This is a genomic window from Bradyrhizobium sp. Ken64, assembly GCF_055807555.1.
Window position 1 is genome coordinate 284,220 of record NZ_JBVVPA010000005.1, and the last position, 26,208, is coordinate 310,427.

At 64.6% G+C, this 26,208-nt stretch carries 25 protein-coding genes and 2 pseudogenes; 14 read left to right on the plus strand and 13 right to left on the minus strand.

Features of this window, described 5'->3' with window-relative positions; all coding sequences use genetic code 11:
* The first annotated feature begins 263 nt into the window (after nt 1-263).
* A complete protein-coding gene (locus AC0L2F_RS11670) occupies nt 264-1,181 on the plus strand; it encodes an SDR family NAD(P)-dependent oxidoreductase (protein WP_211396314.1) in 918 nt (305 codons plus the stop codon).
* Complete coding sequence (locus AC0L2F_RS11675) at nt 1,178-2,404, plus strand: BaiN/RdsA family NAD(P)/FAD-dependent oxidoreductase (RefSeq protein ID WP_007609119.1); 1,227 nt, start codon at nt 1,178-1,180, stop codon at nt 2,402-2,404. Before AC0L2F_RS11670 ends, AC0L2F_RS11675 begins: the two co-directional genes overlap by 4 nt.
* A gap of 29 nt (nt 2,405-2,433) precedes the next feature.
* Here AC0L2F_RS11675 and AC0L2F_RS11680 read toward each other — a convergent pair whose 3' ends face one another.
* The 3 genes from AC0L2F_RS11680 to AC0L2F_RS11690 all read right to left on the minus strand — a co-directional run bounded on the left by AC0L2F_RS11680 (nt 2,434) and on the right by AC0L2F_RS11690 (nt 5,888).
* A complete protein-coding gene (locus AC0L2F_RS11680) occupies nt 2,434-3,513 on the minus strand; it encodes a D-TA family PLP-dependent enzyme (RefSeq protein WP_063992773.1) in 1,080 nt (359 codons plus the stop codon).
* Between the two features lie 63 nt (nt 3,514-3,576).
* Nucleotides 3,577-5,382, minus strand: coding sequence for an ABC-F family ATP-binding cassette domain-containing protein (locus AC0L2F_RS11685; protein WP_063992772.1), 1,806 nt, complete (start codon nt 5,380-5,382; stop codon nt 3,577-3,579).
* A gap of 8 nt (nt 5,383-5,390) precedes the next feature.
* Nucleotides 5,391-5,888: a YaiI/YqxD family protein gene (locus AC0L2F_RS11690; RefSeq protein ID WP_473248453.1), complete on the minus strand. Its 498-nt coding sequence runs from the start codon at nt 5,886-5,888 to the stop codon at nt 5,391-5,393.
* Nucleotides 5,889-6,029: 141 nt separating this feature from the next.
* Here AC0L2F_RS11690 and AC0L2F_RS11695 point away from each other — a divergent pair, with 141 nt between their 5' ends.
* Nucleotides 6,030-6,830, plus strand: a complete 801-nt coding sequence (locus AC0L2F_RS11695) for a hypothetical protein (RefSeq protein ID WP_473248454.1) — start codon at nt 6,030-6,032, stop codon at nt 6,828-6,830.
* Between the two features lie 171 nt (nt 6,831-7,001).
* Here AC0L2F_RS11695 and AC0L2F_RS11700 read toward each other — a convergent pair whose 3' ends face one another.
* Nucleotides 7,002-9,374: a xanthine dehydrogenase family protein molybdopterin-binding subunit gene (locus AC0L2F_RS11700; protein WP_473248455.1), complete on the minus strand. Its 2,373-nt coding sequence runs from the start codon at nt 9,372-9,374 to the stop codon at nt 7,002-7,004.
* A gap of 211 nt (nt 9,375-9,585) precedes the next feature.
* Here AC0L2F_RS11700 and AC0L2F_RS11705 point away from each other — a divergent pair, with 211 nt between their 5' ends.
* Both AC0L2F_RS11705 and AC0L2F_RS11710 read left to right on the plus strand, forming a co-directional pair.
* On the plus strand, nt 9,586-10,653 hold the full coding sequence (locus AC0L2F_RS11705; RefSeq protein WP_473248456.1) for a Ppx/GppA phosphatase family protein: 1,068 nt from the start codon (nt 9,586-9,588) through the stop codon (nt 10,651-10,653).
* A 1-nt stretch (nt 10,654) separates the two neighbouring features.
* Entirely contained in the window at nt 10,655-11,344 is a 690-nt protein-coding gene (locus AC0L2F_RS11710; protein ID WP_007609132.1) for an RlmE family RNA methyltransferase, read from the plus strand.
* A gap of 104 nt (nt 11,345-11,448) precedes the next feature.
* Here AC0L2F_RS11710 and AC0L2F_RS11715 read toward each other — a convergent pair whose 3' ends face one another.
* The 3 genes from AC0L2F_RS11715 to AC0L2F_RS11725 all read right to left on the minus strand — a co-directional run bounded on the left by AC0L2F_RS11715 (nt 11,449) and on the right by AC0L2F_RS11725 (nt 13,720).
* Nucleotides 11,449-12,939 (minus strand): MFS transporter, encoded by a 1,491-nt coding sequence (locus AC0L2F_RS11715; RefSeq protein ID WP_473248457.1) that lies wholly within the window; start codon nt 12,937-12,939, stop codon nt 11,449-11,451.
* A 161-nt stretch (nt 12,940-13,100) separates the two neighbouring features.
* The gene (locus AC0L2F_RS11720; RefSeq protein WP_007609137.1) at nt 13,101-13,493 is read right to left on the minus strand and encodes a type II toxin-antitoxin system VapC family toxin; all 393 of its coding nucleotides are present in this window, start codon (nt 13,491-13,493) and stop codon (nt 13,101-13,103) included.
* Nucleotides 13,490-13,720 (minus strand): FitA-like ribbon-helix-helix domain-containing protein, encoded by a 231-nt coding sequence (locus AC0L2F_RS11725; protein WP_035974028.1) that lies wholly within the window; start codon nt 13,718-13,720, stop codon nt 13,490-13,492. Before AC0L2F_RS11725 ends, AC0L2F_RS11720 begins: the two co-directional genes overlap by 4 nt.
* A gap of 263 nt (nt 13,721-13,983) precedes the next feature.
* Here AC0L2F_RS11725 and guaB point away from each other — a divergent pair, with 263 nt between their 5' ends.
* The 3 genes from guaB to AC0L2F_RS11740 all read left to right on the plus strand — a co-directional run bounded on the left by guaB (nt 13,984) and on the right by AC0L2F_RS11740 (nt 17,065).
* Nucleotides 13,984-15,474, plus strand: coding sequence for an IMP dehydrogenase (gene guaB, locus AC0L2F_RS11730; RefSeq protein ID WP_007609139.1), 1,491 nt, complete (start codon nt 13,984-13,986; stop codon nt 15,472-15,474).
* A 120-nt stretch (nt 15,475-15,594) separates the two neighbouring features.
* Nucleotides 15,595-16,617: an NADP-dependent oxidoreductase gene (locus AC0L2F_RS11735; protein ID WP_007609140.1), complete on the plus strand. Its 1,023-nt coding sequence runs from the start codon at nt 15,595-15,597 to the stop codon at nt 16,615-16,617.
* A 151-nt stretch (nt 16,618-16,768) separates the two neighbouring features.
* Nucleotides 16,769-17,065 (plus strand): hypothetical protein, encoded by a 297-nt coding sequence (locus AC0L2F_RS11740; RefSeq protein WP_473248523.1) that lies wholly within the window; start codon nt 16,769-16,771, stop codon nt 17,063-17,065.
* A gap of 16 nt (nt 17,066-17,081) precedes the next feature.
* On the opposite strand, the gene AC0L2F_RS11745 is transcribed toward AC0L2F_RS11740, so the two are convergent.
* Both AC0L2F_RS11745 and AC0L2F_RS11750 read right to left on the minus strand, forming a co-directional pair.
* Nucleotides 17,082-17,924, minus strand: coding sequence for a metallophosphoesterase family protein (locus AC0L2F_RS11745; protein WP_473248458.1), 843 nt, complete (start codon nt 17,922-17,924; stop codon nt 17,082-17,084).
* 70 nt (nt 17,925-17,994) lie between these two features.
* Nucleotides 17,995-18,654, minus strand: a complete 660-nt coding sequence (locus AC0L2F_RS11750; protein ID WP_473248459.1) for an acriflavin resistance protein — start codon at nt 18,652-18,654, stop codon at nt 17,995-17,997.
* Between the two features lie 168 nt (nt 18,655-18,822).
* On the opposite strand from AC0L2F_RS11750, the gene AC0L2F_RS11755 reads away from it, so the two are divergent.
* The gene (locus AC0L2F_RS11755) at nt 18,823-19,245 is read left to right on the plus strand and encodes an MAPEG family protein (protein ID WP_007609147.1); all 423 of its coding nucleotides are present in this window, start codon (nt 18,823-18,825) and stop codon (nt 19,243-19,245) included.
* Between the two features lie 34 nt (nt 19,246-19,279).
* Nucleotides 19,280-20,578: an RsmB/NOP family class I SAM-dependent RNA methyltransferase gene (locus AC0L2F_RS11760; RefSeq protein ID WP_473248460.1), complete on the plus strand. Its 1,299-nt coding sequence runs from the start codon at nt 19,280-19,282 to the stop codon at nt 20,576-20,578.
* A 125-nt stretch (nt 20,579-20,703) separates the two neighbouring features.
* Here the strand turns inward: AC0L2F_RS11760 and AC0L2F_RS11765 are convergent, their stop codons facing one another.
* The 3 genes from AC0L2F_RS11765 to AC0L2F_RS11775 all read right to left on the minus strand — a co-directional run bounded on the left by AC0L2F_RS11765 (nt 20,704) and on the right by AC0L2F_RS11775 (nt 22,131).
* The gene (locus AC0L2F_RS11765) at nt 20,704-20,913 is read right to left on the minus strand and encodes a cold-shock protein (RefSeq protein WP_007592195.1); all 210 of its coding nucleotides are present in this window, start codon (nt 20,911-20,913) and stop codon (nt 20,704-20,706) included.
* A 258-nt stretch (nt 20,914-21,171) separates the two neighbouring features.
* Nucleotides 21,172-21,504 (minus strand): DHCW motif cupin fold protein, encoded by a 333-nt coding sequence (locus AC0L2F_RS11770; RefSeq protein ID WP_473248461.1) that lies wholly within the window; start codon nt 21,502-21,504, stop codon nt 21,172-21,174.
* Between the two features lie 255 nt (nt 21,505-21,759).
* Entirely contained in the window at nt 21,760-22,131 is a 372-nt protein-coding gene (locus tag AC0L2F_RS11775; RefSeq protein ID WP_473248462.1) for a nuclear transport factor 2 family protein, read from the minus strand.
* Between the two features lie 146 nt (nt 22,132-22,277).
* On the opposite strand from AC0L2F_RS11775, the gene guaA reads away from it, so the two are divergent.
* The 3 genes and pseudogenes from guaA to AC0L2F_RS11790 all read left to right on the plus strand — a co-directional run.
* Nucleotides 22,278-23,876 (plus strand): glutamine-hydrolyzing GMP synthase, encoded by a 1,599-nt coding sequence (guaA, locus tag AC0L2F_RS11780; protein WP_473248463.1) that lies wholly within the window; start codon nt 22,278-22,280, stop codon nt 23,874-23,876.
* Nucleotides 23,877-23,943: 67 nt separating this feature from the next.
* Complete coding sequence (locus tag AC0L2F_RS11785) at nt 23,944-24,843, plus strand: HNH endonuclease (protein ID WP_473248464.1); 900 nt, start codon at nt 23,944-23,946, stop codon at nt 24,841-24,843.
* Nucleotides 24,844-24,902: 59 nt separating this feature from the next.
* Nucleotides 24,903-25,056 (plus strand): annotated as a pseudogene (locus AC0L2F_RS11790) (GMP synthase (glutamine-hydrolyzing)); the annotation flags it as partial.
* Nucleotides 25,057-25,137: 81 nt separating this feature from the next.
* Here the strand turns inward: AC0L2F_RS11790 and AC0L2F_RS11795 are convergent.
* A pseudogene (locus AC0L2F_RS11795) lies at nt 25,138-25,529 on the minus strand (VOC family protein).
* A 442-nt stretch (nt 25,530-25,971) separates the two neighbouring features.
* On the opposite strand from AC0L2F_RS11795, the gene AC0L2F_RS11800 reads away from it, so the two are divergent.
* Complete coding sequence (locus AC0L2F_RS11800; protein WP_473248465.1) at nt 25,972-26,208, plus strand: hypothetical protein; 237 nt, start codon at nt 25,972-25,974, stop codon at nt 26,206-26,208.

Sequence of the window (26,208 nt, forward strand, 5' to 3'; positions counted from 1 at the left end):
GGTAACCCATCGCTGCTCAAAAGCCGTTCAAATCGCGCTCGGTGCACCCTCTCCCCTTGCGGGAGAGGGTGGCGAAATCGAGCGGAGCGAGATGAAGCCGGGTGAGGGGTATCTCTCCACACGCTCATCTGCCGAGACGGACCCCTCATCCGGCGCCGTAGCCAACGCTACGCGTTGGCGTTTTAACTAGGAACGGCGGCCGTTGGCCGCCTATGCCACCTTCTCCCAGAAGGGGAGAAAGGAAGACAGCACAAGGAAGCACAATGGCAATCAGGTTCGACGGACGCGTCGCCATCGTCACCGGCGCGGGGAATGGTCTGGGGCGCGCGCATGCGCTGGGATTGGCCAGCCGTGGCGCCAAAGTGGTCGTCAACGATTTCGGTGGCGCGCGCGACGGCAGCGGCGGCTCGCTCTCGCCGGCGGAAGCCGTGGTCGAGGAGATCCGCAAGGCCGGTGGCATCGCCATGGCCGACGGCGCCGACGTCTCCAATTTCGAGCAGGTCACCGCGATGGTCGAGCGCGCCACCAAGGAATGGGGTAGCGTCGATCTCTTGTGTGCCAATGCCGGCATTTTGCGCGACAAGTCGTTCGGCAAGATGGAAGCGGCCGATTTCCAGAAGGTGCTCGACGTGCACCTCGTCGGCACCTTCTATTGCTGCAAGGCGGCCTGGGCCGGCATGCGCGATCGCAACTACGGCCGCATCGTGCTGACGACGTCGTCCTCCGGCCTCTACGGCAATTTCGGCCAGGCCAATTACGGAGCAGCCAAGTCCGGCATGGTCGGCCTGATGAACGTGCTGGCGGAAGAGGGCCGCAAGTCCGACATCCGCGTCAACATTATCTCGCCGACGGCAGCAACCCGCATGACGGAAGAGCTGCTGCCGCCGCAGGCGCTGCAGTTGATGAAGCCGAACGCGATCACGCCAGCGGTCGAGTACATGCTGAGCGAGGATGCGCCGACCCGCACCATCATGGGCGCTGGCGCCGGCTCGTTCGCGGTGATCAAGATCGTCGAGAGCGAAGGCATCAACCTGCCGGAGTCCGAGTGGACCCCGGATGCGGTCGCGGCGCATTTCGCCGAGATCAGCGACATGTCGAAGGCGAAGGCGCTGCAGGGCGCTTTCGAGCAGACGCAGAAATACGTGGCGCAGGCCGCTGCGCGTGCCGGGGTTAAACTCTGACAGCCGTCGCCGTCATTGGCGCCGGCCCTGCCGGGCTGATGGCGGCCGAAGTGCTCGCGCAGGGCGGTGCTCGTGTCACCGTCTACGATTCCATGCCATCCGCGGGCCGCAAATTCCTGATGGCCGGCCGCGGCGGACTCAATCTCACCCACAGCGAACCGCTGCCGCAGTTCATCACGCGCTATCGCGAGGCGGCGCCGAGACTGCAGGCTGCGATCGAAGCGTTTTCGCCTGACTCGCTGCGTGCCTGGAGCGAGGCGCTGGGCGAGCCGACCTTTGTCGGCTCCAGCGGGCGTGTGTTTCCGAAAGCGTTCAAGGCATCGCCATTGCTGCGGGCGTGGCTGCGGCGCCTCGATGCTGCCGGCGTGCGCTTTGCCTTTCGGCAGCGCTGGATGGGCTGGGACCGGGACGGACGGCTGGTCTTTGACCCGCCCGGCAGCGGCGCTACCGTCGCCGCGGACGCCACAGTGCTGGCACTCGGCGGCGCCAGCTGGCCGCGACTAGGCTCCGATGGCGGCTGGACGACGATCCTGGCCGACAAAGGCGTTGCGATCTCGACGCTGCGGCCAGCGAACTCCGGCTTCACAGTCGCATGGTCCGAAATCTTCCGCACGCGCTTCGAAGGCCAGCCACTCAAGGGCATTACGCTGTCCTTCGGCCCACACCGGGCGCGCGGCGAGGCCATGATCACAAGCGGCGGGATCGAGGGCGGGGCGATCTATGCGCTGTCGGCCGAACTGCGCGAGGCGATCGCGGCGAACGGCGAAGCGGTCCTGCATGTCGCCTTGCGGCCGGATGTCGATCATGGCGAACTCGTCAAACGCCTGTCCGCATCGCGCGGCAAGCAATCGTTCTCCAACTTCCTGCGCAAGGCTGCGCAGCTGTCGCCGGTCGCAGTCGGGCTGTTGCAGGAAGCCGCCATCAGTGCCGGCCAGTCGTTGTCGGCCGTGTCGGCCGAAGGTTTGGCGGAGCTCATTAACGCCGTGCCGATCAAGCTCACGGGCGTAGCGCCGATCGCGCGCGCGATCTCCAGCGCCGGCGGGATTTCTCTCGATGAACTCGACTCGGACTTCATGATCCGCAAGCTGCCGGGCGTGTTCGCGGCCGGTGAGATGCTGGACTGGGAGGCGCCGACCGGTGGCTATTTGCTTCAGGCCTCGTTCGCGACGGGGGCTGCGGCGGGCAGGGGCGTGTTGCGACGGCTCGCCCTGAAGGACGGGTAGAGCGCACGCTCCACCCATCCCACGGAGCCCTACCTCAGTTTTCCCCGTGCCGCCACCGGCAGCGTGCCGATGATCTCCTCACCGCGCACCATCACCACTTCGTCCATCATGTTGACGACGACGCAGACATGATTGGGCACGATGCGGACGACGTCGCCGACATTGGGCCGGGTGTTGCTGCGGGAGAGGTCGAGGAAGCCGTGCTCTTCGGCGAAGCGTGCGATCTTCGCTTCGGGGTGCTCGAGGATGAGGCCGTGGCCGTCGAGGCCGCCGGTGTCCGTCGTCAGAGTCTTCGAGCCGGCGTCGAGGATGCCGCGCTCAGGCGCGGCGCGGCTGACCACCGTCGAATAGATGTGCAGCGCGCAGTCATCCCAGGTGGCGACGCCCGCCGCGACCTGCATGCGGTCGTTATAGATGTAGGTGCCGAAGCGGTGCTCGGTGCCGCCCTTGAGCTTGCCGAGATTCTTCAGGTTCGGCGTTCCGCCGGTCGAGACGATTTTTGCATCCAGCCCGTGCGCGCGCACGCCGGCCAGAGCTTCGTCATAGAATTTTTGCGCGTCCACCCAGCCGGCCTCGGTCGGATACATCATGAAGCCGGCGAATTGCAGTCCCTTGGATGCAGCAATCTCCTGCGCCAGCGCAATCGCCTCGGCGGGCGTATCGACGCCGGCGCGCTTGCGTCCCGTGTCGCATTCGACCACGACCGACAGCGGTCGGCCTGAGGCCGCGGCGGCCTTGGGCAGGCCGGCAACGACGGTCGAATTGTCAGCGGCGACCGTCATGTTCGCCTTTGCCTGCAGCGCCCCTAACCGCGCCATCTTCTCTTCGCCGAGCAGATTGTAGCTGATCAGGATGTCATCGATGCCGGCATTGGCCATGATCTCGGCTTCACCGAGCTTCTGGCAGGTGATGCCCTTGGCACCGGCAGCGATCTGCATCTTCGCGATCGTCGGGTTCTTGTGCGTCTTGATGTGAGGACGGTTGGCAATCCCGGCGTCATCGCAGGCCTTCTGGATCCGCGCGATGTTGCGCTCGACCTTGTCCATGTCGATGACGGCGCAGGGCGTGCCGTATTCGCGGGCGATCTTGGCGGCAAGGGTCGTTGTCATGGAAGTCTCTGAGTTGGCGCGCATTCCGTTTGCAAAAGCGGTGCCCACTTTTGCGAATGCACGCTAGGCCTGTTCAATCTCTTCGCGCCGCACTTCGAGCTCCAGCCATTTGTCCTCGGCCTCGGCCAGTTCCTTTTGCGCCTTCGTCAGAGCGTCGGAGGCCTGGTCGAAGCGCTTGCGATCCTTTCGGAAGAGATCGGGGTCGTCAAGGAAGCGCTGCTGCTTGGCGATTTCGGCCTGCAGTTTGGCGATGGTCTTGGGCAGCGTCTCCAGCGCGTGTTGCTCGTTGAAAGTCAACCGTCGTCTCGCGGCGCCGGACGGCGCAACTGATCGCTGCTCTCTCGTCTCTTCGACGGCCTTCGCTGTCGCGCGCTTCACGTCGGCGCCGCGCTGGGCCAGCATGTCGGTATAACCGCCGGCATATTCGAGCCAGCGTCCATTGCCCTCGGGCACGATCACAGACGTTACCACGCGGTCGAGAAAATCGCGATCGTGGCTGATCAGGATCACGGTGCCTTCATAGTCGCTGAGCATCTCCTCGAGGACGTCGAGGGTCTCCAGGTCGAGGTCGTTGGTCGGCTCGTCCAGCACCAGGAGGTTGGAGGGTTTTGCCAGCGCGCGTGCCAGCATAAGCCGGCCGCGCTCGCCGCCCGACAGCACCTCCAACGGCGTGCGCATCTGTTCCTGGGCGAACAGGAAGTCTTTCATGTAGCTGACGACATGCTTCGGCTTGCCGCCGACCATGACATGGTCGCCGCGGCCGCCGGTGAGCGCCTCGGCCAGCGTCGTCTTCGGATCGAGACTTTCCCGATGCTGGTCGAGCGTGGCCATCTCGATGTTGGCACCGAGCCGTATGCTGCCGCTGTCCGGTGCGCTGGCGCCGGTCAGCATCTCGATCAGCGTGGTCTTGCCGGCGCCGTTCGGGCCGACGATGCCGATGCGATCGCCGCGCTGGACGCGGATCGAGAAGCCGTCGACGATCTTCCGCTCGCCATAGGACCGGCTGATATTCTTGGCCTCGATGACGAGCTTGCCTGACTTGTCGGCCTCGGCAGCCGCGAGGTTGGCGTTGCCAGTCGCGCCGCGATGGGTGCGGCGCTGGTCGCGCAGCGCGTGGAGATTGCCGAGCCGCTTGACGTTGCGCTTGCGGCGGCCCGAGACGCCGTAACGCAACCAGTGCTCCTCGTTGACGATCTTGCGGTCGAGCTTGTGCTGGTCGCGCTCTTCCTCCGCGAGCACCTCGTCACGCCAGGCCTCGAAGGCACTGAAGCCGCGGTCGATCTGCCGGATCTGGCCCCGGTCGAGCCAGGCGGTGCTGCGTGAGAGATTGCCGAGGAAGCGCCGATCGTGGCTGATGATCACCAGCGCGCAGCGGCGGCTCTCCAATTCGCTCTCCAGCCATTCGATGGTCGGAAGATCCAGATGGTTGGTCGGCTCGTCCAGCAGCAGGATATCGGGCGAGGGCGCCAGCACGCGCGCCAGCGCGGCGCGACGCGCTTCGCCGCCGGAGACATGCGCCGGATCTTCTTCGCCGCTGAGACCGAGCTGCTCGACCAGATAGCGCGCTTGATAATGGTCGTCGCCGGCATTGAGGCCGGCCTCGACATAGGCCAGCGTGGTGGAGAAACCGGAAAAATCCGGCTCCTGTGGCAGGTAGCGAATGGTGGCGCCGGGCTGCACGAAACGGCTGCCGCCATCCGGTTCGACCAGGCCGGCGGCGATCTTGAGCAGCGTCGATTTGCCGGAACCGTTGCGGCCGATCAGGCAGACGCGCTCGCCGGTCGACACCGACAGTTCGACGCCCGCCAGGAGCGGCGTGCCGCCGAAGGTCAGCTTGATGTCGCGCAGTTGAATCAGCGGTGGCGCCATGCGGTGTCTCAGTCCTGTCTTGTTGCGGCCTGGTCGGCGCGGCGGCGCTGGATGCGGCGGATGGTCTGGTCGAGCGTCGACAGAAACGTCGAGCGGTCGCGCGGTGAATAGGATTTCGGACCGCCGGTGACTTCGCCGGCCGAGCGTAAATCGGTCATCAGGTTGCGGACCGCGAGCGTCATCCCGATCGATTCCTCGGTGAACGCCTTGCCGTTGGACGCAATCACATCGGCGCCGGCCTTCACACAGCGGCTCGCGAGTGGAATATCCGAGGTAATGACGATATCGCCGGGCCCGGCGCGTTCGGCGATCCAGTCATCGGCTGCGTCCATGCCGGCACCCGCGGCGACCCGCTCGATCAGCGGATCCTGGGGCACGCGGATGAAATTGCCCGCGACTACGCTCACGGGCAGGCCGTGCCTGCCAGCGACGCGATAGATCTGGTCCTTCACCGGACAGGCGTCGGCGTCGACATAGATGCGGGTGGTGTTTTGAGGGTTCGTCATGGTCCGTAGATGGGGCTTGCGAAGCGGTTTCGCAGCAGCCGCGTGGTACCTCATTCGGATCGCAAAGGCGAGGGGATTGACCCCGGTTCCTCAGGGCCTACGATCGGCCCGAAACAACAAGAATTTGGGGAAAGCCAAGCCATGCCGAACCGGCTCGAAACCTATCGCGTCGAGGCCTACAACACGGCCAAACAATCCGAAAACAAGATGCATGACGACAATGTGGCGCGCCGCTTCGGATTTTCCGGCGGGCTGGTCCCCGGCGTCGACGTCTTCGCCTACATGATGCATGTGCCGGTGGCGCGCTGGGGCCGAGATTTCCTGTCGCGCGGGTTGATCGAGGCGCGTTTCATCAAGCCGGTCTATGACGGCGAGACCGCCGACGTCGACGCGACCGAGCACAACGGACTGCTCACGATCGAGGTGTTCAGCCGCACCGAGCTCTGCGCGACGGGGACGGCGTCGCTGCCGGCGACTGCGGCTGCGGTGTCGTTGAGCGACTATGTCGAGGTCCCCGCGATCGCCGAGCGCAAACCGGTCAGCGCGGCAACATTCGAGACCGGCAAATGGCTCGGCACGACGCCGCGCCGCTGGGCCGGGCAGGATGCGGCCGACTATCTCGCCGACATCCGTGAGACCGATCCGATCTTCGCGGGCGAGGGGCTCGGCCACCCCGGCCTGATCCAGCGCGTCATGAACCGCGTGCTGGTGGACAACACGATCCTCGGCCCCTGGATCCATGTCGGCAGCCGCATGCAGCTGCTGTCGGCCGCACGCGCCGGTGACGAGATCACCGCGCGGGCTAAAGTCACCGCGAACTACGAGAAGAAGGGCCACCGCTTCGTCGAGCTCGACGCGCTCGTGGTCGCCAACGGCACGACGCCGCTGGCGCACTGCAAGCACGTCGCGATCTACCAGCCGCGCGAGCAGGCGGCGGCGTAGAGCGCGGGCGGAGAGAGGCAAGTACACGGCTCCAAGCTCGGTGTCATGCCCCGCGAAGGCGGGGCATCCAGTACGCCGCGGCTTCTCCGTAAATCACTGCCGCCTCAGAGTACTGGATCGCCCGGTCGAGCCGGGCGATGACAGTGAGCTTGTGGAGGCAGATGGGCAGCGCTACGCCGCTTTCCCCTTGGCCTCCTGGATCGCCCGCCACACGCGCTCCGGCGTCAGCGGCATGTCGATGTGCTTGATGCCGTAGTCGGAGAGCGCGTCGATCACCGCGTTCACGACCGTTGACAGGCTGCCGGCGCAGCCGGCTTCGCCGCAGCCTTTGCTGCCGAGTGGATTGGTCGTGGCCGGCACCGGGTGGTCGCCGACCGTCATGTTCGGAACGTCCTCGGCGCGCGGCAGTGCGTAGTCCATCAGCGAGCCCGTGATCGGCTGGCCGCTCTCGTCGTAACGGACGTGCTCCATGAGAGCCTGGCCGATGCCCTGGACGACGCCGCCATGGAGCTGGCCCGCGACCAGCAGCGGGTTGATCACCGTGCCGAAATCGTTGACCGCGCTGTAGCGCACGATCTGCACGACGCCGGTCTCGGGGTCGATCTCGACCTCGGCGACATGGCAGCCGTTCGGGAAGGACGACGGCACCGGTTCGCTGGTGTGATCGACGTCGAGGCTGTCGGGCACGCCATCCGGGGTCTTGCCGTCGTGCAGGCGCTTGGCGAGCTCCATGATGTCGATGCTGCGGTCGGTGCCGGCGATCGTAAAGCTGCCGCCTTCGAATTCGATGTCGGCTTCGGATGCCTCGAGCATGTGCGCGGCGGCGCGCTTGCCCTTTTCAATCACGAGCTTGGCGGCGCCCACGATCGCCATGCCGGTCGCGGTGATCGAGCGCGAGCCACCGGTGCCATTGCCGGTGTGGACGATATCGCTGTCGCCCTGCACCAGCTTGACGCTGTCGAAGGGGACGCCGAGCTGCTGGCAGAGTACCTGCGCGAATGCGGATGCGTGGCCCTGACCGTAATCGAGCGTTCCGGTGATGAGCTGCACCGAGCCATCGGGATCGAACACGATCTTGCCGAGCTCGACGCCGGGAGGTGCGGTCACCTCCAGATAGGAACCGACGGCGATGCCACGCAGTTTGCCGGACTTCTTGCTCTCCTTCTTGCGCTTGGCAAAATTCTCGTGGTCGGAGATTTCGAGCGCCTTGTTGAAGACAGCCTGGAAGTCGCCGCTGTCATAGGTGACGCCGGAGGACGCGGCGAACGGCATCTGGTTCTGCTTGATGAAGTTGCGCTTGCGCAAGGTCAGCCGGTTGATGCCCATCTCGTCGGCGGCGCGGTCGATCAGCCGCTCCATGTAGTAGTTGGCCTCGGGCCGGCCCGCGCCGCGATAGGCGCCCATCAGCGTGGTGTTGGTCAGCACCGTCTTGATATCGACGGCCATCAGCGGTGTGCGATAGACGCTGGAAAAGTTCTTGCTGGTGTTGAGCGAGAGCGGACTGGGGGCAACGCCGGTGATGTAGGCACCGAGATTGCCGTAGCCCGAGAGCTTGGCGGCGAGGAAATGCCCCTCGGCGTCCAGCGCGAGCTCGGCGTGAATCTTCTGCGCACGGCCGTGGCTGTCGGACAAGAAACTGGTCGAGCGTTCGTCCAGCCATTTTACCGGCCGTCCCAATTCCTTGGCCGCATACAGGATGCACATGTACTCGGGGTAGTTGACGTTCTTCATGCCGAAGGAGCCGCCGACATTGGCGGTGAGGATGCGCACCTTCTCGTTCGGCACCTTCAGGTTCTTGGCGAGGTTGGCGCGGTTGCCGGCGACGCCCTGCGTCGGCATCTGGATGGTGTAGCGCTCGGACTTCTTGTCGTAGGAGGCAAGGCCGACGCGCGGCTCCATCGAGACCACGGCGACGCGGGTGTTCTCGATGTCGACCTTGGTGACGTGAGCGGCGCTGGCGAAGGCCGCATTGACCTTCTCGATGTCGCCATAGTGGTAGTCGAGCGCGACATTGTTCGGGATGTGATCGTAGAGTTGCGGCGCGCCGGGTTTTGCGGCTTGCTCGGGATCGGTCACCGCTGGCAACGGCTCGATATCGAGCTCGACCGCCTCGGCCGCGTCGCGCGCCTGGGCCAGCGTCTCCGCCACCACGAAGGCGACAGGATCGCCGACGAAGCGGACCTTGTCGGTTGCGAGCGGCTGGCGGTTAGTCTGGAGCAGGGGAGAGCCGTCACGGCTCTTCAGCGGCAGGCCGCAGGTGAAGGGGCCGTAGCCGGCCGCATCGAGGTCCTTGCCGGTCCACACCCCCAGCACGCCCGGCATCGCCCTGGCGGCGTCGATGTTGATGCCGCGAATGGCGCCGTGGGCATGGGTCGAGCGGACGATCACGGCATGGGCCTGGCCCGGCAGGTTGAAATCGTCGGTGTAGCGGCCCTTGCCGCGCACCAGGGTATCGTCCTCCTTGCGGCGGACCGGCTGCCCGACGCCATATTTTTGCAGTGCAATAGCGTTTTCGAGCGTCGAGGATTTGGTGTGTTCTTGCATGGAATTGACCTGAAAAGCCGGCAATTGCGCGGTTTGGGGGGCGCCTAGGGGACCGGACCCCTCAAAAATAACCCACCGGCCCGTTCACGACAACGCACGAATGGGCATGGTCCCATGTGATGTGTTGTTGCGCAGGATTGGTGCGCTGCTAATGTTTCAGGCGAAAAAGCAATTCCAGCTCGGCCTAACCGGCCGCGGAAAGACAGTTTGTATGAATGACCACACGCGGCTCCGCGACGGCCTTGCGCCGCACGGTGAGCTGGGGTCGATGGCGGCGGCGTTCGCCACTGAACCGGCCGTCGGCGCGCAAGCGCCGGGAACCGGCGTCTACGCGGCGCTCGACCTCGGCACCAACAATTGCAGGCTCCTGATCGCCTGTCCGACCCACGACGGCTTTCGGGTGGTCGATTCCTTCTCGCGCATCATCCGGCTCGGCGAGGGCGTCTCGGCGACGGGGTGCATCAGCGAGGCCGCGATCGAGCGCGCCATCGTGGCGCTCGGGATCTGCCGCGACAAGATCAACCTGCGCAAAGCCAAGCGATTGCGGCTGATCGCCACCGAAGCCTGCCGCGCCGCCTCGAACGCCGAGGGCTTTCGCAGCCGCGTCGCTGCCGAGACCGGGATCGAGCTCGAGGTGATCGACCGCGAGACCGAGGCGGCGCTCGCCGTGCTCGGCTGCTCGCCGCTGGTCGATCCCAGGGGGCGCGGCGCGATCCTGTTCGACATCGGCGGCGGCTCGACCGAGCTGGTGCGAATCGAGCGCGACGCCGCAAATCCGGAGCCGCGCATCAAAGCCTGGATGTCGATCCCGTTCGGTGTGGTCACGCTGGCCGAGCAGTTCGGGGGCCGCGACGTGACGCCCGAGATCTACGCCGCAATGGAGCGCGAGGTCGCCCGTCACATCACGCCGTTCGCCGAACAGCATGGCGGCGATCTCGCCGACATGCATCTCCTGGGCACATCCGGCACGGTGACGACGCTCGCCGGCATCCATCTCAATCTCGTGCGCTACGACCGCCGCCGCATCGACAGCGTCTGGATGAACGATACCGACGTCACCGCGACCATCAACAAGCTGCTCGGCATGAGCTATGAGGAGCGCGCCGGCAACAGCTGCATCAGTATCGAGCGCGCCGATCTCGTGCTGGCCGGCTGCGCCATCCTCGACGCGATCCGCCGCGCCTTTCCCCTGCCACGCCTGCGCGTCGCCGACCGGGGCCTGCGCGAAGGCATGCTGGTCGAGATGATGCGCGAAGACGGCGCGCTCAGGAGCTGGTGAGATGGCCAAGGACACCACCGGCCGCTTGCACGTCCAGGTCAAGACCCACGGCAAGCGCAAATTGTCGTCGAAGCTCTGGCTGGAGCGGCAGCTCAACGACCCCTATGTGGTGAAGGCGAAGGCGCTGGGCTATCGCTCGCGCGCCGCCTTCAAGCTGCTCGAGATCGATGACAAATACCGGCTGCTGAAGCACGGCATGGCGGTGGTCGATCTCGGTGCGGCGCCGGGCGGCTGGAGCCAGATCGCCGCCAAGCGCGTCGGCTCGGTCGACGGCAAGGGCAAGGTCATCGCGATCGACCTGCTGGAAATCCCCGAGATTGCCGGCGTCGAGTTCGCGCAGCTCGACTTCATGGACAATGACGCGCCGGGCAAGCTCAAGGCCATGCTCGACGGCGGCGGCGCCGACGTCGTGATGTCCGACATGGCTGCCAACACGACCGGTCACCGCAAGACCGACCAGCTCCGCATCGTCGGCCTGATCGAGACCGCCGCCGCGTTCGCCTGCGATGTGCTGAAGCCGGGCGGGACTTTCCTGGCGAAGGCGTTCCAGAGCGGCGCCGACGCCGAGTTGCTCGCCCAACTGAAGCGCGATTTCGCCACGGTGCGTCACGTCAAGCCGGCCGCGAGCCGTGCGGATTCCTCGGAGCGCTATGTGCTGGCGACGGGATTTCGCGGCGGGGCGACGGAATAGCAACAAACTCCGTCATTGCGAGGAGCTCTTGCGACGAAGCAATCCAGACTGTCTCCGCGGAGGGATTCTGGATTGCTTCGCTTCGCTCGCAATGACGAGATGGGCTACCCCAGCCGCTGATCCCTCACGTCCTGCGTATCCTCGGTCGCCGCCTTGACGGCCGCCTTGGCCGCGCCCTTGCCGGCACCTTTGCGGCTCGCGATCTCCACCGCTTTGCGGCCGGAGACTTCGTGGCCGGCATCGGCGGGCATCTGCCAGAAGAACCAGCTCGACGCCGCCGAAGTCAGGGCGACCACGACGAAGGCCGGCGCGAACACGGTGGCGTTGAGCTCGCTGGCGTGGCTGAGCCACATCGTCGTCTCCACGGACGCGGCGCCGACGGCGACGCCGGCCGAGACCGCGAGCTGCTGGTTGACGCTGACGAGTGTGGTGGCGCGGCTCATCTGCGCGTGCTCGACCTCGGCATAGGCGACCGTATTGATCGCGGTGAACTCGAGCGAACGGAAGAAGCCGCCGACCACCAGGATGATCATGATGATCAGCAGCGGCGTCGTCACGGTGAAGAGCGCACAGGCGGCGAGGAAAACTGCACTGATGACCGCGTTCACCGTCATCAGGTTGCGGAAGCCGAAGGCGCGGATGATGCGTGCGGCCAGCGCCTTCATGCCCATGGCGCCGAGCGAGGAGCCAAACGTGACGAGGCCGGACTTGAACGGCGAGAGGCCGAAGCCGATCTGCATCAGCAGCGGCAACAGAAATGGCAGCGCGCCGATGCCGAGCCGGAACATGAATCCGCCGAGAATGGCCGCGCGCAGCGTCGGCAGCCGCAGCAGCGTAAAATCCAGGACCGGCGACCCCGTTCGACGCGCGTGAAGAACATACAGCGTCATCGAGATCGATCCGCCGACGACCAGGGCGGCAACCGTGCTCCACGGCAGCAGATTAAGTCCGGCGACCGACAGCCCGAAGGCGATGCCGGCGAGCCCGAGGCCCGCGAGCACCATGCCGTAGAGGTCGAACGGCTCTCGTTCCTCGCTCTTGATGGGATCGATGAAGCGCAAGGCCATGAAGATGCCGAGCAGCCCGATCGGGATGTTAATCAGGAAGATCCAGTGCCACGACGCATAGGTGGTGATGAAGCCGCCGAGCGGCGGCCCGATTACGGGGCCGATCAGGGCAGGGACCGTCACCCACGCCATGGCATTGACCAGCGCACTCTTGTCGACCGACCGCAACAGCACGAGCCGCCCGACCGGCGTCATCATCGCCCCGCCCATGCCTTGCAGAATGCGCGCGAAGACGAAATTGGTGACCGATGTCGAGAGCGCGCAGCCGACCGAGCCGATCATGAAGACGCCAACGGCAATCGCAAACACCATGCGCGCGCCGAATCGGTCGGCGGTCCAGCCGCTCGCCGGGATGAATACCGCAAGCGACAGCAGATAGGAGGTGATCGCGAGCTTGAGCGTCAGTGGGCTGGTGCCGATGTCGGCCGCAATCGCGGGCAGCGACGTGGCGATCACCGTCGAGTCCATGTTCTCCATGAAGAGAGCAGTGGCCACGATCAGCGGGATGACGCGTTGCTTGTCGACCATGACGGATTGGCAATGAAAATCGGAAGGAAGGGCGAGAATTGCGGCTTATCACCGCCACGGGGCCGCGACCATGGCGGATCGACGCATGGCACCTAAATTCTCTGCGAGGGCGACGGTGGGCGCCGGGACGCGTGACGTGCTCGCTGCGGCGCCCGATGGGACTACACCAGTTGGATCTGCGCGTGATGTCCGGGAGCCGCGGCCAAGCGTCTGTCGCGCGTCAGCAGTGGTGTATCGAGCGCCTCGGCCAGCGCGACATAGGTGGCGTCATATGCAGTCAGATTGTTCCGTAACTCCCATATGCGCGGCAGAAGGAAATCGTGGGGGTATCGCCGCAGGGACAGGTCCGCCAAGTCGGCGAGGGCCATACGCCCACGCTCGACGTTGATCTCCCTGTTGGCGGCATAGCGCTGGATCACTTGGGCGACCTCGACGTCGAGCAAATGAGGGGCGTGCAGTGTTTGATGAGGGGCGAACAGCCGCTGTTCCACCGTTGCCGCTGCGGGCGTCCGTAGAAGGACTTCAAGCAGGGCCGAGGCATCGACGACAATCACGCGCGATCACGCTCCGCGCGAACCGCTTCAGCCGGGGCGATCGAGGGCATGGTTTCGGTGCGGCTGCGCAACCGCGCCCGCAACTCGTCGAGCGTCGGCCGTTCCGCCACCTGCCGAATTTCGCTGAGCAGATAGTCCGACAGCGACATGCCTGCCAGCGCAGCCCGCGACTTCAGCCGACGATGCAAGGCGTCCGGGACGTTGCGGATCTGAATCATCGTTGTCATGCGATCAGCATAGAAACATGTGCTGCACATGTCAAAGTGTCTCAGCCCAGCTTCTCAGCGCCTTTTGATCCGCGGCGAATTTGCCAAAGTACCTGTGCATGGCTGGCCGGCGGTCCGATTTGCTTTGATTCGTCGCCCGCCCGTGCTATCGACCCGCGTCAACCCCACCGATGGGCTCCGATTCTCCGGCGTTGCCGCAAGGTACGCCGAGGGCGGCGCTCATCCATAGCTGTTTGCGGCAGGGCCGCGGAAGGAGTTGGCACATGGCCACCGTGCAACAAGGCATTCGCGAAGCCCTCACGTTCGACGACGTGCTGCTCAAGCCGGGCCTGTCGGACGTCATGCCGGGCGAGGTCGACATCCGCTCCCGTGTCACCCGCGCCATTCCGCTCAACATCCCGATCATGGCTTCCGCCATGGACACGGTCACCGAAGCCCGCATGGCGATCGCGATGGCGCAGGCCGGCGGCATCGGCGTCATCCACCGCAATTTCGATCCCGAAGGGCAGGCCGCCCAGGTACGGCAGGTCAAGCGCTACGAGTCGGGCATGGTGGTGAACCCGCTCACCATCAGCCCCGACGCCACGCTGGACGACGCGCTCAAGCTGATGAGCGATCACGGCATCTCGGGCATTCCGGTTGTCACCGGTGCGGGCAAGTCCACGCCGGGCAAGCTGGTCGGAATCCTCACCAACCGCGACGTTCGCTTCGCCACCGACCGCCAGCAAAAAATCTCCGAACTGATGACGCATGAAGGTCTCGTCACGGTGCGCGAGAATGTCAGCCAGGACGAGGCGCGGCGGATGCTGCATCAGCACCGCATCGAGAAGCTGCTCGTGGTCGACGAGCAATATCGCTGCGTCGGCCTGGTCACCGTGAAGGACATGGAGAAGGCGGTCGCCCATCCGCTGGCCTGCAAGGACGCGCAGGGCCGCCTGCGCGTCGCCGCCGCCACCACGGTCGGTGATAGCGGGTTCGAGCGCACCGAGCGGCTGATCGATGCGGGCGTCGATCTCGTCGTGGTCGACACCGCGCACGGCCATTCCCGTCACGTGCTCCATGCGGTCAACCGCATTAAGCGCCTGTCCAATTCCGTGCAGGTCGTTGCCGGCAACGTCGCGACCTCGGAGGGCGCGCAGGCGCTGATCGATGCGGGCGCGGACTGCATCAAGGTCGGCATCGGTCCGGGCTCGATCTGCACCACGCGCATCGTCGCCGGCGTCGGCGTGCCGCAGCTCACCGCGATCATGGATGCGGTCGAGGCGGCGAAGAAGTCCGACATCCCCGTCATCGCCGACGGCGGCATCAAGTTCTCCGGCGATCTTGCCAAGGCGCTTGCTGCCGGTGCCGACATCGCCATGGTCGGCTCGCTGCTCGCCGGCACCGACGAGACGCCAGGCGAAGTGTTCTTGTGGCAGGGCCGCTCCTACAAGGCCTATCGCGGCATGGGCTCGGTCGGCGCGATGGCGCGCGGCTCGGCCGACCGCTACTTCCAGCAGGACATCAAGGACACGCTCAAGCTCGTGCCCGAAGGAATCGAAGGCCAGGTGCCTTACAAGGGCCCGGTCGGCAACGTCATGCATCAGCTCGCGGGCGGCTTGCGCGCCGCGATGGGCTATGTCGGCGCAAAGGACATGAAGGACCTGCACGACAAGGCCCAGTTCGTCCGCATTACCGGCGCGGGCCTGCGCGAAAGCCACGTCCACGACGTCACCATCACGCGCGAGGCGCCGAACTATCCGGGCGGCGGTTAGGCGCTCCACATTCCGCTGTCATGCCCTGGCTCGACCGGGGCATGAAAGCGCCTGTTGGGTTTGCTTCATTCCCATCCACCTCCTAAATGATTGCGACAAAGCAATCTGGAGGAAGCCATCATGTCCCAAGGCAAACGCATCGTTCTCGCCGCGCGTCCCGTCGGCGAGCCAAAGCCGTCCGATTTCCGCATCGAGGAATTCGCCGTGCCGACGCCTGCCGCAGGTGAAGTCCTGCTGCGCACCATCTGGCTCTCGCTCGATCCCTATATGCGCGGGCGCATGAGCGACGGTCCGTCCTACGCGACGCCGGTGCCCGTCGGTGGCGTGATGGAAGCCGGTACGGTCTGCGAGGTCGCAGCCTCCAACAATCCGAACTTCGCCAAGGGCGACATCGTGCTCTCGCGCGCGGGCTGGCAGACGCATGCGATCTCCGACGGCAAGGGGCTGAACAAGATCGACCCGAAGCTCGCGCCGATCTCGACGGCTATCGGCGTGCTCGGCATGCCCGGCATGACCGCCTACACGGGCCTGCTCGATATCGGCAAGCCGCAGCAAGGCGAGACCGTCGTCGTCGCCGGCGCCTCCGGCGCGGTCGGTTCGGCCGTGGGACAGATCGCGAAGATCAAGGGCGCACGCGCGGTTGGAATCGCCGGCGGCAAGGACAAATGCGATTACGTCGTGAAGGAGCTCGGCTTCGATGCCTGCATCGATCACCGCGATCCCGATCTCGCGGCGAAGCTGAAGGACGCCTGCCCGAAGGGCATCGACGTCTATTTCGAGAATGTCGGCGGCGCCGTGTTCGAGGCGGTGTTCCCGCTGCTCAATGCGTTTGCGCGCGTACCGGTCTGCGGCCTCATCGCCCACTACAACGACACTGAAGCGAAGCCGCCGAAATGGGCCGCCAGCATGATGCGCGCGACCCTGACCAAGCGGCTGACCTTCCGCGGCTTCATCGTCTCCGACTTCGCCTCCCGCCATGGCGACTTCCTGCGCGACATGTCCGGCTGGGTCCGCGAGGGCAAGGTCAAGTACAAGGAGTTCGTCACCGAGGGCCTGGAGAGCGCGCCCGAGGCCTTCATGGGGCTTCTGAAGGGGGCCAATTTCGGGAAGCAGCTGGTGCGGGTCGGGCCGGACAAAGCTTGACCGGCCGCTCCCGGCCCCTTCGGGCGCCGAGTATGATTAACAAAGAGTGACCGATCGGCCACACCCGCCCGTAAAAGCCGCAGGTGTGACCCTCGGTTCATTGACGGGCGGGCGAAGGCATTGAATCATTGCGCATATTTCAGGTGCGATGATGTTAGAGCTTGTTGTTTTCTGCGTAATCCTGCTGGCCGCCGGTTATTGGGCGACGATGTTTGTCATGGGCCGTCGCGACGACGTCATCCATGGCAAGTTCGTCCATGCCGAGGACGCCAGCGCATTGGCGCAATCCGCGATGCCCACGCCCATGCCGCCATTCCCCAAGCGCCCGGTCAAAGCCGCGCGGCCTGCCAATGTTCAGCCCGCCAACACCGGGGCCAAGCCGGTGGACAGCGACGCGCTGCAGTCCTTGCTCGCCGCGATCCAGCAGGATCTCAAAAGCGTCGCTTGAGCAGCGATGGGCAGCGCTAATGCTCGCCGCCCATCTGGGCGAGCAGCTCCTCGATATCAATATCGACTTGGCCGGCGGCCCTGACGTGGCGAACCTCGAAGCCGTCGGGCTGGAAGCGGTACTCCACAAGCCCGACCTCCTTGATCGCGATCCGGTCCTGGCGCGCATCGTTGATCTTGAAGCCGGCCGACGGCGCCCAGACGTGGCGGGTGTGGCGCCAGGTGAAGTCGCGCCGCTGGTGCACGTGACCACTGGCGATGATGCGCAGGTCGACATGTGCAAACATCTCGATCAGCCGCGCGCGGGCCGGCTGCGGCACGTAGCGGATCGACGTCTCCGGCGTCTCGGGGTCGTCGGGCCCGTTGAGAAATACCGGCTTGTGCACGAACAGCGCGATCGGTTTGCCGTTCGCGCGCGAAACTTCCGAGGCGAGCCAATCGAACTGCTCGGCCTCGAAGGCGAGGCCTGAATTCATCACCAGCGAGTTGAGGCCGATGAAGCACCAGCCCGCGGCCTCGAACGACCAATGGTCCTCGCCGATGATCTCGCGGAATTGCTGGCGATGGGCTTCCGCGACCGGCGGCTTCGGCGCAGGGCCGATCGCGGTCGGATTGTCGCCGATGTCGTGATTGCCGGGGATGTAGCGGCAGGCGACGGGCAGGGCATCGTGCAGGCCCTTGGCGAATTCGACATCGTCGCGACTGGTCGGCCCGTCGAACGAGACGTCGCCGGTGTTGACGATGAGATCGGGCCTATCGGTGTCGATATGCGCGCTCAGCGCCTGGAAGTTGGCGATCAGGCCGGGGAAGCGCCGGCCAAGATGGGTGTCGGAGATCTGCGTCAGGCGAAATACGGACATGGATTGATCATAGGCGCCGCCCGACGTCGGAACGATGACGGCGCACCCACGGTCAGCGATCGAACAATGTTTAAAGCACGCGATAGCGGATCATGTAGGCGTCCTGCGGCGCGGCGGGGCTCGCCAGCGGCGAGGCGATGCGGTCGGCGAGGTGCCAAGGGCCGAACTGAGGGCCGAACTGAGCGCCGGGCTGTTCGGAGCGATGCGGCTCGGCCGGCAGGCGGAGGCGAAATTCGAAAGTGCCCTTGCCGGGCAGGTTCACGACCAGCATGCGGTCCGCGGTGCGGTGGTTGAGTGCCACCGCGCCGCGCAGCACGGAGCGGCCATCACCGAGCTCCCGCACGCCGTCAATCAGTGCCAACGTCTGGTTACGGTCGGTATGCAGCTCGATCTGGGTGTCGGACACCGCCGCCAAGGTCTCCTTGGGCATGCGGATCTCGAACTCGACCGCGGGTTTCGAGGGATTGAGGCCGAGATAGGCCAGCGCGGCATGGCGCATGTCGTAGGCGGCAAAAGCGAACAGAGCGAGGGCGGCGAGCGCAGCGAGGCCATGCCTGAGGACATCGCGCCAGGTCCGATAGCTCATTCGGAAGTAGACCGTCATTGCCAGCGCCACCGCAAGCGCCGTCGCGATGCCTGCCAGCGCCGACATCAGGATGCCGAACTGGCCGTCGGCGGACTCGGTCAACGCGCCGGTCAGGCTGGCGATCTGGCTGAAGAGGGTGTTCATGGCGGTCTCTCGCCTTGCGCGCCCCAAGGGGCAATATCGCTTTAGCTGTCGGCAGTTGGTCGCCTCATCGGGAACGCCGGTTCAACTGGTTGATTGTCAGGAGCAGCGGTGACCGCTAATGGACGCTAGCTGTGGCTTCCGCCCGATGGGAAATCCCGGGAAATTTCGATGTCCGTTCAAATGGTTTTGCTGCCGGTCTTCGTGCAGGTCGGTCTCACCTTCGCGCTCCTGATCGCCATGGCGATGGGACGCCGGCGCGCGCTCGTCTCCGGCGAGACCAAGAGCCGTGACATTGCGCTCGGCGAGCCCAACTGGCCCAAGGGCGCCACACAAATCGCCAATTGCTACCGCAACCAGTTCGAACTGCCGGTGCTGTTCTACGCCCTGATCGCGCTGGCGCTCCCGTTGCGCCATGCCGATCTGTTCATCGTGCTGATGTCCTGGGTGTTCGTGGTGACGCGCTTCGTCCATGCCGGAATTTTCGTCTCCTCCAACAATCTCGGCCGCCGCTCCACGATCTGGCTCGCCGGCGTGCTCGTCCTGCTCGCGATGTGGATCTACTTCGCGTTGAAAATGCTGTTGCTGATCTAGCCGCTACTCGCCGATCCTGATCTGAAAGATTCAAATGACTCCCGCTGCCCGGCTGTCCGCAGCCATCGAACTGATCGACACCATCGAGAAAGACCGCGTGCCCGCGGCCAAGGCGCTGAAGGAGTGGGGCACCGCGCACCGCTTCGCCGGCTCGGGCGACCGCGCCGCCATTGCCGGCCTCGTCTGGGACGTGCTGCGCCGCTACGCCTCGAGCGCGTATCTGATGGATTCGGACACCGCGCGTGCGCGGCTGATCGGCATGCTTCGCCTCGAGCGCAACATGGACACGGCCACAATGGCCGCGCTGTTCGATGGCAGCCGCTTTGCCCCCGCGCCGTTGACCGAGGCCGAGCAGGCCGCGCTCGCCTCGCGGTCCCTTGAGAATGCCCCGGCCGCGACCGCCGGCGACTATCCGGAATGGCTGGATCCTTATTTGGCAAAAGCGTTCGGCGACGAGCGCGTTGCGGAGGCAGCCGCGATGGCGAGCCGGGCGCCGCTCGACCTGCGCGTCAACACGCTAAAATCCAATCGCGACAAGGCGCTGGCGGCGCTTGCTCATCTTCATGCGAAACCGACGCAGTGGTCCGCAACCGGCCTGCGCATCGAGCTTTCGGCCGATGCGCGCAACCCCGGTATCCAGGCCGAAGAGGACTTCATCAAGGGCGCCATTGAAGTGCAGGATGAGGGGTCGCAGCTTGCGGCTGCCTTGACCGCGGCAAAACCGGGCGAGCAGGTGATCGATCTCTGTGCGGGAGCCGGCGGCAAGACGCTGGCGCTCGCCGCGATGATGCAGGGCAAGGGCCGGCTGATCGCGACCGACAGCGACAAGCGGCAGCTTGCGCCCATCCACGAACGCCTGTCGCGCGCCGGCGTCCACAATGCCGATGTGCGCACGCCCAAGGGCGAGGCCGATCCGCTGGCCGAGATCAGCGCCACCGCCGACCTCGTCGTGATCGACGCGCCGTGCACGGGAACCGGAACCTGGCGCCGCAACCCCGATGCCAAATGGCGCATGCGCCCGGGCGCGCTCGAAATCCGCTTGCGGGACCAGGCTGCGGTGCTCGATCGCGCGGTTCCGCTGGTCAAGGCCGGCGGCCGCATCGCCTACATCACCTGCTCGGTGCTTTCGGAGGAGAACGGCGAGCAGGTGAGGGCGTTCACCTCCCGCCATCCCGAGTTCGCGGTGGTGCCGCCCGAGCAGACCGCGAGCGTGCTTTGGGACAAGGCGGAGGAGTTTGCGCAAGCCGCGCTGCAATCGCCGGAAGGCTGGCTGATGACGCCGCGGCGGACGGGCACGGACGGGTTCTTCGTCTCGGTGCTGAAGAAATCGTAGCGTCATCGCCGCTCTTGGCGGGTGCGGCGGCCCCAAACAAAAACCCCGCGAACCGGAACCCGGTCGCGGGGTTTTCTAACTTGACGTTCTGCCGGTACGTCCGTGGTCAGAACGGTGCGCGGGCTTTAGCCGACGCGGAGATTGTCAGCCGAGGACTTGCCGCTGCGACGATCGGCGACGATGTCGAACGAGACCTTCTGACCTTCGTTGAGGGTCGAGAGGCCAGCGCGCTCGACGGCGCTGATGTGCACGAACACGTCCTTGTCGCCGTCATCCGGCTGAATGAAACCAAAACCCTTTTGATTGTTGAACCACTTCACGGTGCCCATAGCCATGGGAATTTCCTTTGCTTAAGAAGTTAACACGCGGACCGGTACGCACTATTGCGCCCATAGTCCTGATCAGTCGATGTTGGAGAAATCATCTGAAGCGTGCGCGCCCGTCAGCAACGAAGCGAAGCGGCCCAGTCGTTCGGCCAAGTATCGATGATCACAATATAGCGAGATTTTGGGGCCACTTCAAGGCACCACCCGTCGCTCGGGATGTGGCCGAATTTTGCTATTTTGCGGTGCAAATTAACCCTTCCGGGGCGCTCAATCGACGATAAACAGCGTCGCCCCCGTCGCCGTCGAGGACCGGTGCGCTGCGTCGCCGAAATCCGAGACCTGGTAGCTCATCCCCGCCGTGAGCTTGAACTTGCGGCCGTCGCGCAGCTCGCTGTCGAGCTCGCCCTGCAGCACGTAGAGCACGTGGCCGCGATCGCACCAATGATCGGCGAGATAGCCCGGCGAATATTCGACCATCCGCACTCGGAGGTCGCCGATGTCGACCGTGCGCCACTGCGCTTGCCCGGTCTCGCCGGGATGGATGGTCGGCTCGACCTTGCTCCAGTCGGTGACGGTGAAGGCGGAGGTGGGGAGCTTCATGGGGAGGGTCCTGTCTCGGTGCCGGCTGTGCTGTTGTTAGCGTACGCTCTCGCAGCAGTCTCCGTCGTTGCGAGCTCTACTCCATCACCGTCACCCTGAGGTGGCCGCTTCTTAGCGGCCCTCGAAGGGCGATGGCCCGGCTGGTTCCCGGGCCGTGCATCCTTCGAGGCTCCCTCAGCGGCGCAGTTGCGCCGCAGAGCTCGCGCCTCAGGATGACGGGAAGGGAGAGCGACGTCGCTGAGCCGAAGGCAGCGCTTAATGCACCGGATGATTCGCCGATCCCTGCACGATCTTTCCGGCCGCATTCACCCGCAGATATTCGCAGATCCGCTTTCCCCGCTCGTTCTCGTAGAGCACCGCCACGCTGTCAGGGCTGACGAACAATTCGATGAGCGAGAAATGCAGGTTCGGCAATAGCCCGAGCGCCTTGCCCCAATAGGCGCGCAACACATCCTTGCCGCGCACGGTACCGCTCTCATCGAACCCCATCGCGGGAATGCGGTCCGAGGTCATCACGGCGTCCTCGTCATAGAGCGTGAGCACGCGTTCGAGATCGCGGGCGTTCCAGGCCTCGATCCAGGTCCGGCCGAGCGCGGCAAGCGTTGATGGCTCATGGTGCTGTGACATGGCGGTCTCCCTGATTGCTCCTATGTGACGCGGAGCACATTAGGTCAATAATACTGACCTATCTCCATTTGTCCATGCCCAAAGAAGAATGTGGGCGCGCGGCCCGCGCGGTTGCGGGAAAAGTCCCCGTCGCGTATTTGCTTGCCATGACAGCAGCACAGACCGACCGCTCCGCGTCGACGCCCTCGGTGGCCTCGGCGCACGACAAGATTCTCATCGTCGACTTCGGCAGCCAGGTGACGCAGCTCATCGCGCGTCGCGTGCGCGAGGACGGCGTCTATTGCGAGATCGTCCCGTTCAACAAGGCCGAGCAAGCCTTCAAAGAGATGAAGCCGAAGGCGGTGATTCTCTCCGGCGGCCCTGAGTCGGTGCATGAGGCGGGCTCGCCCCGCGCCCCGCAAGCGATCTTCGATTCCGGCGTGCCGGTGATGGGCATCTGCTACGGCCAGATGACCATGGCGGAGCAGCTCGGGGGCACGGTCGAGGGCGGCCATCACCGCGAATTCGGCCGGGCCGATGTCGAGGTGAAAGCGCCGAGCAAGCTGTTCGAGGATGTCTGGTCGCCAGGTGGCAAGAACCAGGTCTGGATGAGCCATGGCGACCGCATCACGAAAATGCCGCCGGGCTTCTCGGTGGCCGGTACCTCGCCGAACGCGCCCTTCGCGATCATCCAGGACGAGACACGCAAATATTATGGCCTGATGTTCCACCCGGAAGTGGTGCACACGCCGGACGGCGCCAAACTGATCCGCAATTTCGTCCGCAAGATCGCCGGCCTTTCCGGCGATTGGACCATGCGCGCCTTCCGCGAGGAGGAGATCGCCAAGATCCGCGCCCAGGTCGGCAAGGGCAGGGTGCTCTGCGGCCTGTCCGGCGGAGTCGATTCCGCGGTCGCGGCCGTGCTGATCCACGAAGCGATCGGCGAGCAGCTCACCTGCGTGTTCGTCGATCACGGCATGCTGCGTCTCGACGAAGCCAAGACGGTGGTCGACCTGTTCCGCCACCACTACAACATCCCGCTCGTGCACGTGGATGCCTCAAAACAGTTTCTCGGCGAGCTCGAAGGCGTCACCGATCCCGAGACCAAGCGCAAGACTATCGGCCGCCTCTTCATCGAGGTGTTCGAGGCGGAGGCCAAGAAGATCGGCGGCGCCGACTTCCTTGCCCAAGGCACGCTCTATCCTGACGTGATCGAGAGCGTCTCCTTCACCGGCGGCCCGTCGGTGACGATCAAGTCGCACCACAATGTCGGCGGTCTCCCCGAGCGCATGAACATGAAGCTGGTCGAGCCCCTGCGCGAGCTGTTCAAGGACGAGGTGCGCAAGCTCGGCCGCGAGCTCGGCCTGCCCGAAATCTTCGTCGGCCGCCACCCGTTCCCGGGCCCCGGCCTCGCCATCCGCTGCCCCGGCGACATCACGCGCGAAAAACTCGATATCCTGCGCAAGGCCGACGCCGTCTACATCGACCAGATCCGCAAGCACGGCCTCTACGACGACATCTGGCAGGCGTTCGCCGTGCTGCTCCCGGTGAAGACGGTGGGCGTCATGGGCGACGGCCGCACCTATGATTTCGTGGTCGGCCTGCGCGCCGTCACCTCCACCGACGGCATGACCGCGGACTTCTACCAGTTCGACATGAAATTCCTTGGCGAGACCGCCACGCGCATCATCAACGAGGTGAAGGGCGTGAACCGGGTGGTGTATGACGTGACCAGCAAGCCGCCGGGGACGATTGAGTGGGAGTAGGGGATCTCAACGGTAGGTCGTCGCTCATCAGCTGTTTTCATCCCAGAGAGGCGGCGCCGCATTAGCCATGGGATTTGGGGTATTCATCCATCGATCGGACTCGATCTACGATGACAGCCCGGCTGAACGCTATCAGTTTCCCAGCCAGTACTTGCGTCGCGTTGAAGCCTGCGTCGGCAACTGGATCATTTACTATGAACCGAGCAAGATAGCCGAAACGCGCGGCTACTTTGCGATTGCGAAGGTACGGCAGGTTATTCCCGATCCCGGCAGGCCGGGGATGTACCTTGCTTTGATTGAGCCGGGCAGCTATCTCGATTTCGCCAATCCAGTTCCATTCAGCAGTCCCTCTGGTCCTGTGGAGCGCGGCGTCTTAAACGAGCAGGGACGAATTTCAGGACGTGCTCAGTCTGCGGTCCGTCCAATCTCTCCAGACGATTTCAATACAATATGCGGACTTGGTTTGGCGGAGAATGCGCCGCTGCTGCCGCGGCGCGACGAGGACTTCCACTCACTTGATCTCAACGAGGAGCAGACGCCGTTCAGCTTCGACCAACAGCGCGAACGTGTTAACCTGACAGTATCGAGAATCTTGCGTGATCGAGTTTTCCGCCGCATCGTGCTCCGCGCCTATGATGAGCGATGCGCTATTACCGGGCTAAAGCTCATCAATGGGATGGGCCGTGCAGAGGTCGCAGCCGCTCACATACGACCAGTCGAGGCACACGGGCCCGACATCATTAGCAATGGCATCGCTCTTTCTGGCACCGCGCATTGGATGTTCGATCGCGGTCTCATTAGCCTGGCGGACAATCTCGAGATATTGGTCTCGCGCCACACCAACGATCCGGACGGAGCGCGATCGATCATCAATAATACTGGGCATGCACTTGCGCCGCGACGGATATCGGATCGTCCACATCCGCATTTCCTAAAATGGCATCGCGAGCATTGCTTCAAGCAATAGGCGATACCGGAGAAGCCTAAGACGGACAGACCGCAGCAAAATCCGTCGCATTTGCGGTGGTCTACATCGACCAGATCCGCAAGCACGGCCTCTACGACGACATCTGGCAGGCCTTTGCGGTGGCTCCCCGTCAAGACCGTCGGCGTCATGGGTGACGGCCGCACCTACGAGTTCGTCGTGGGCTTGATAGCGGCGCTATCGCCCATTGGCCTTGGTGGTGCCATCGGAGCAATGCTCTGCCACTCGCCAATTAGACCCGCTTTGGTGCAGACGTCCCGGCGCGGATGACGGATGCTAGGAGGGTATCTCCTGTGCGATCTCCCACATATGACCGGATGGGTCGGAAAGGCGGCGGTGCGGCGACCCCAGGGACGATCGATAGGGCCGTTCACTAGGTCCACGCCGCTTTGGCGGAGCCTTACGCAGGCATCATCGACATCGCTGACTCGAATGGTCATGAGCATGCGAGGTCCGGCGCTTGAAGCAGCCGGCACCAACGGCTGGACGAGCTGCAGTGCCTCCGTCTCCTGAAGCAAATTGACCATGACACCACCAAGCCCGATCACGCTGCATACCGCGTCGGAATAGATAGGCTTGGCGTCGAACACGGCCTCGTAGAATGTCCTCGCGCGCGCGAGGTCGTCAACGAAGAGGGTCACACACTCTAGATTGTTCAAGCTTTTCATTCGCGGGCCTCGGTTGACCGGTCAGTCGAGTTTCTTCTGACAAAAGATAACAACGTATTTGAAAATAATGAAGCAGCACCACGATCGCGTCTGGCGGCGTACCGAACGGAGAATGCCTTGTTGACCGACACGGGACTGGAGTCACGGTGCCAGTGCACACAACTTCCGCCGCCCTAAGTGCAAGGATGCGTATCGCTGCGCTCCACCTCATCCTGCGAGCTGCCGCGACGGTCGCGTCTTGAAGCCGGCGAACCAAAGCTATATGTTCAACAATATGCCGATTTGTTCAACATGAGGGAGCGCCATGGCAGGAGTTTCGTCAAAACGGCCGGCGGCGCGGGGTCGGCGGCGGTCGCCGGGCAGTGGCCTTACGGGCGGGGCGCGGCGGCCAAAGCGCGTCCAAGGTGACGCAAAAGGCGAAATCCAGCTCGGCAGCGTACGCGTGGAGGCGGTGATGCGGGCCGCCGAGCAATCCGGTCTCCTCAGTAGGAAGAGCGGCCGGATCGCCGGCCGCGTCAGTCCGGCGCTGATCAGGCAAGCCAAACGGCAGACCGGAATCGTGGCCGATACGGACCTGATCGAGTTTGCTCTGGCCAGCATCGCTCTGGAGGACAATTTCGCCGAGGACTTTCGGAAGTCACGAGGCAAGGTCGATCCTGATCTGAAACTCGGCTTCTGA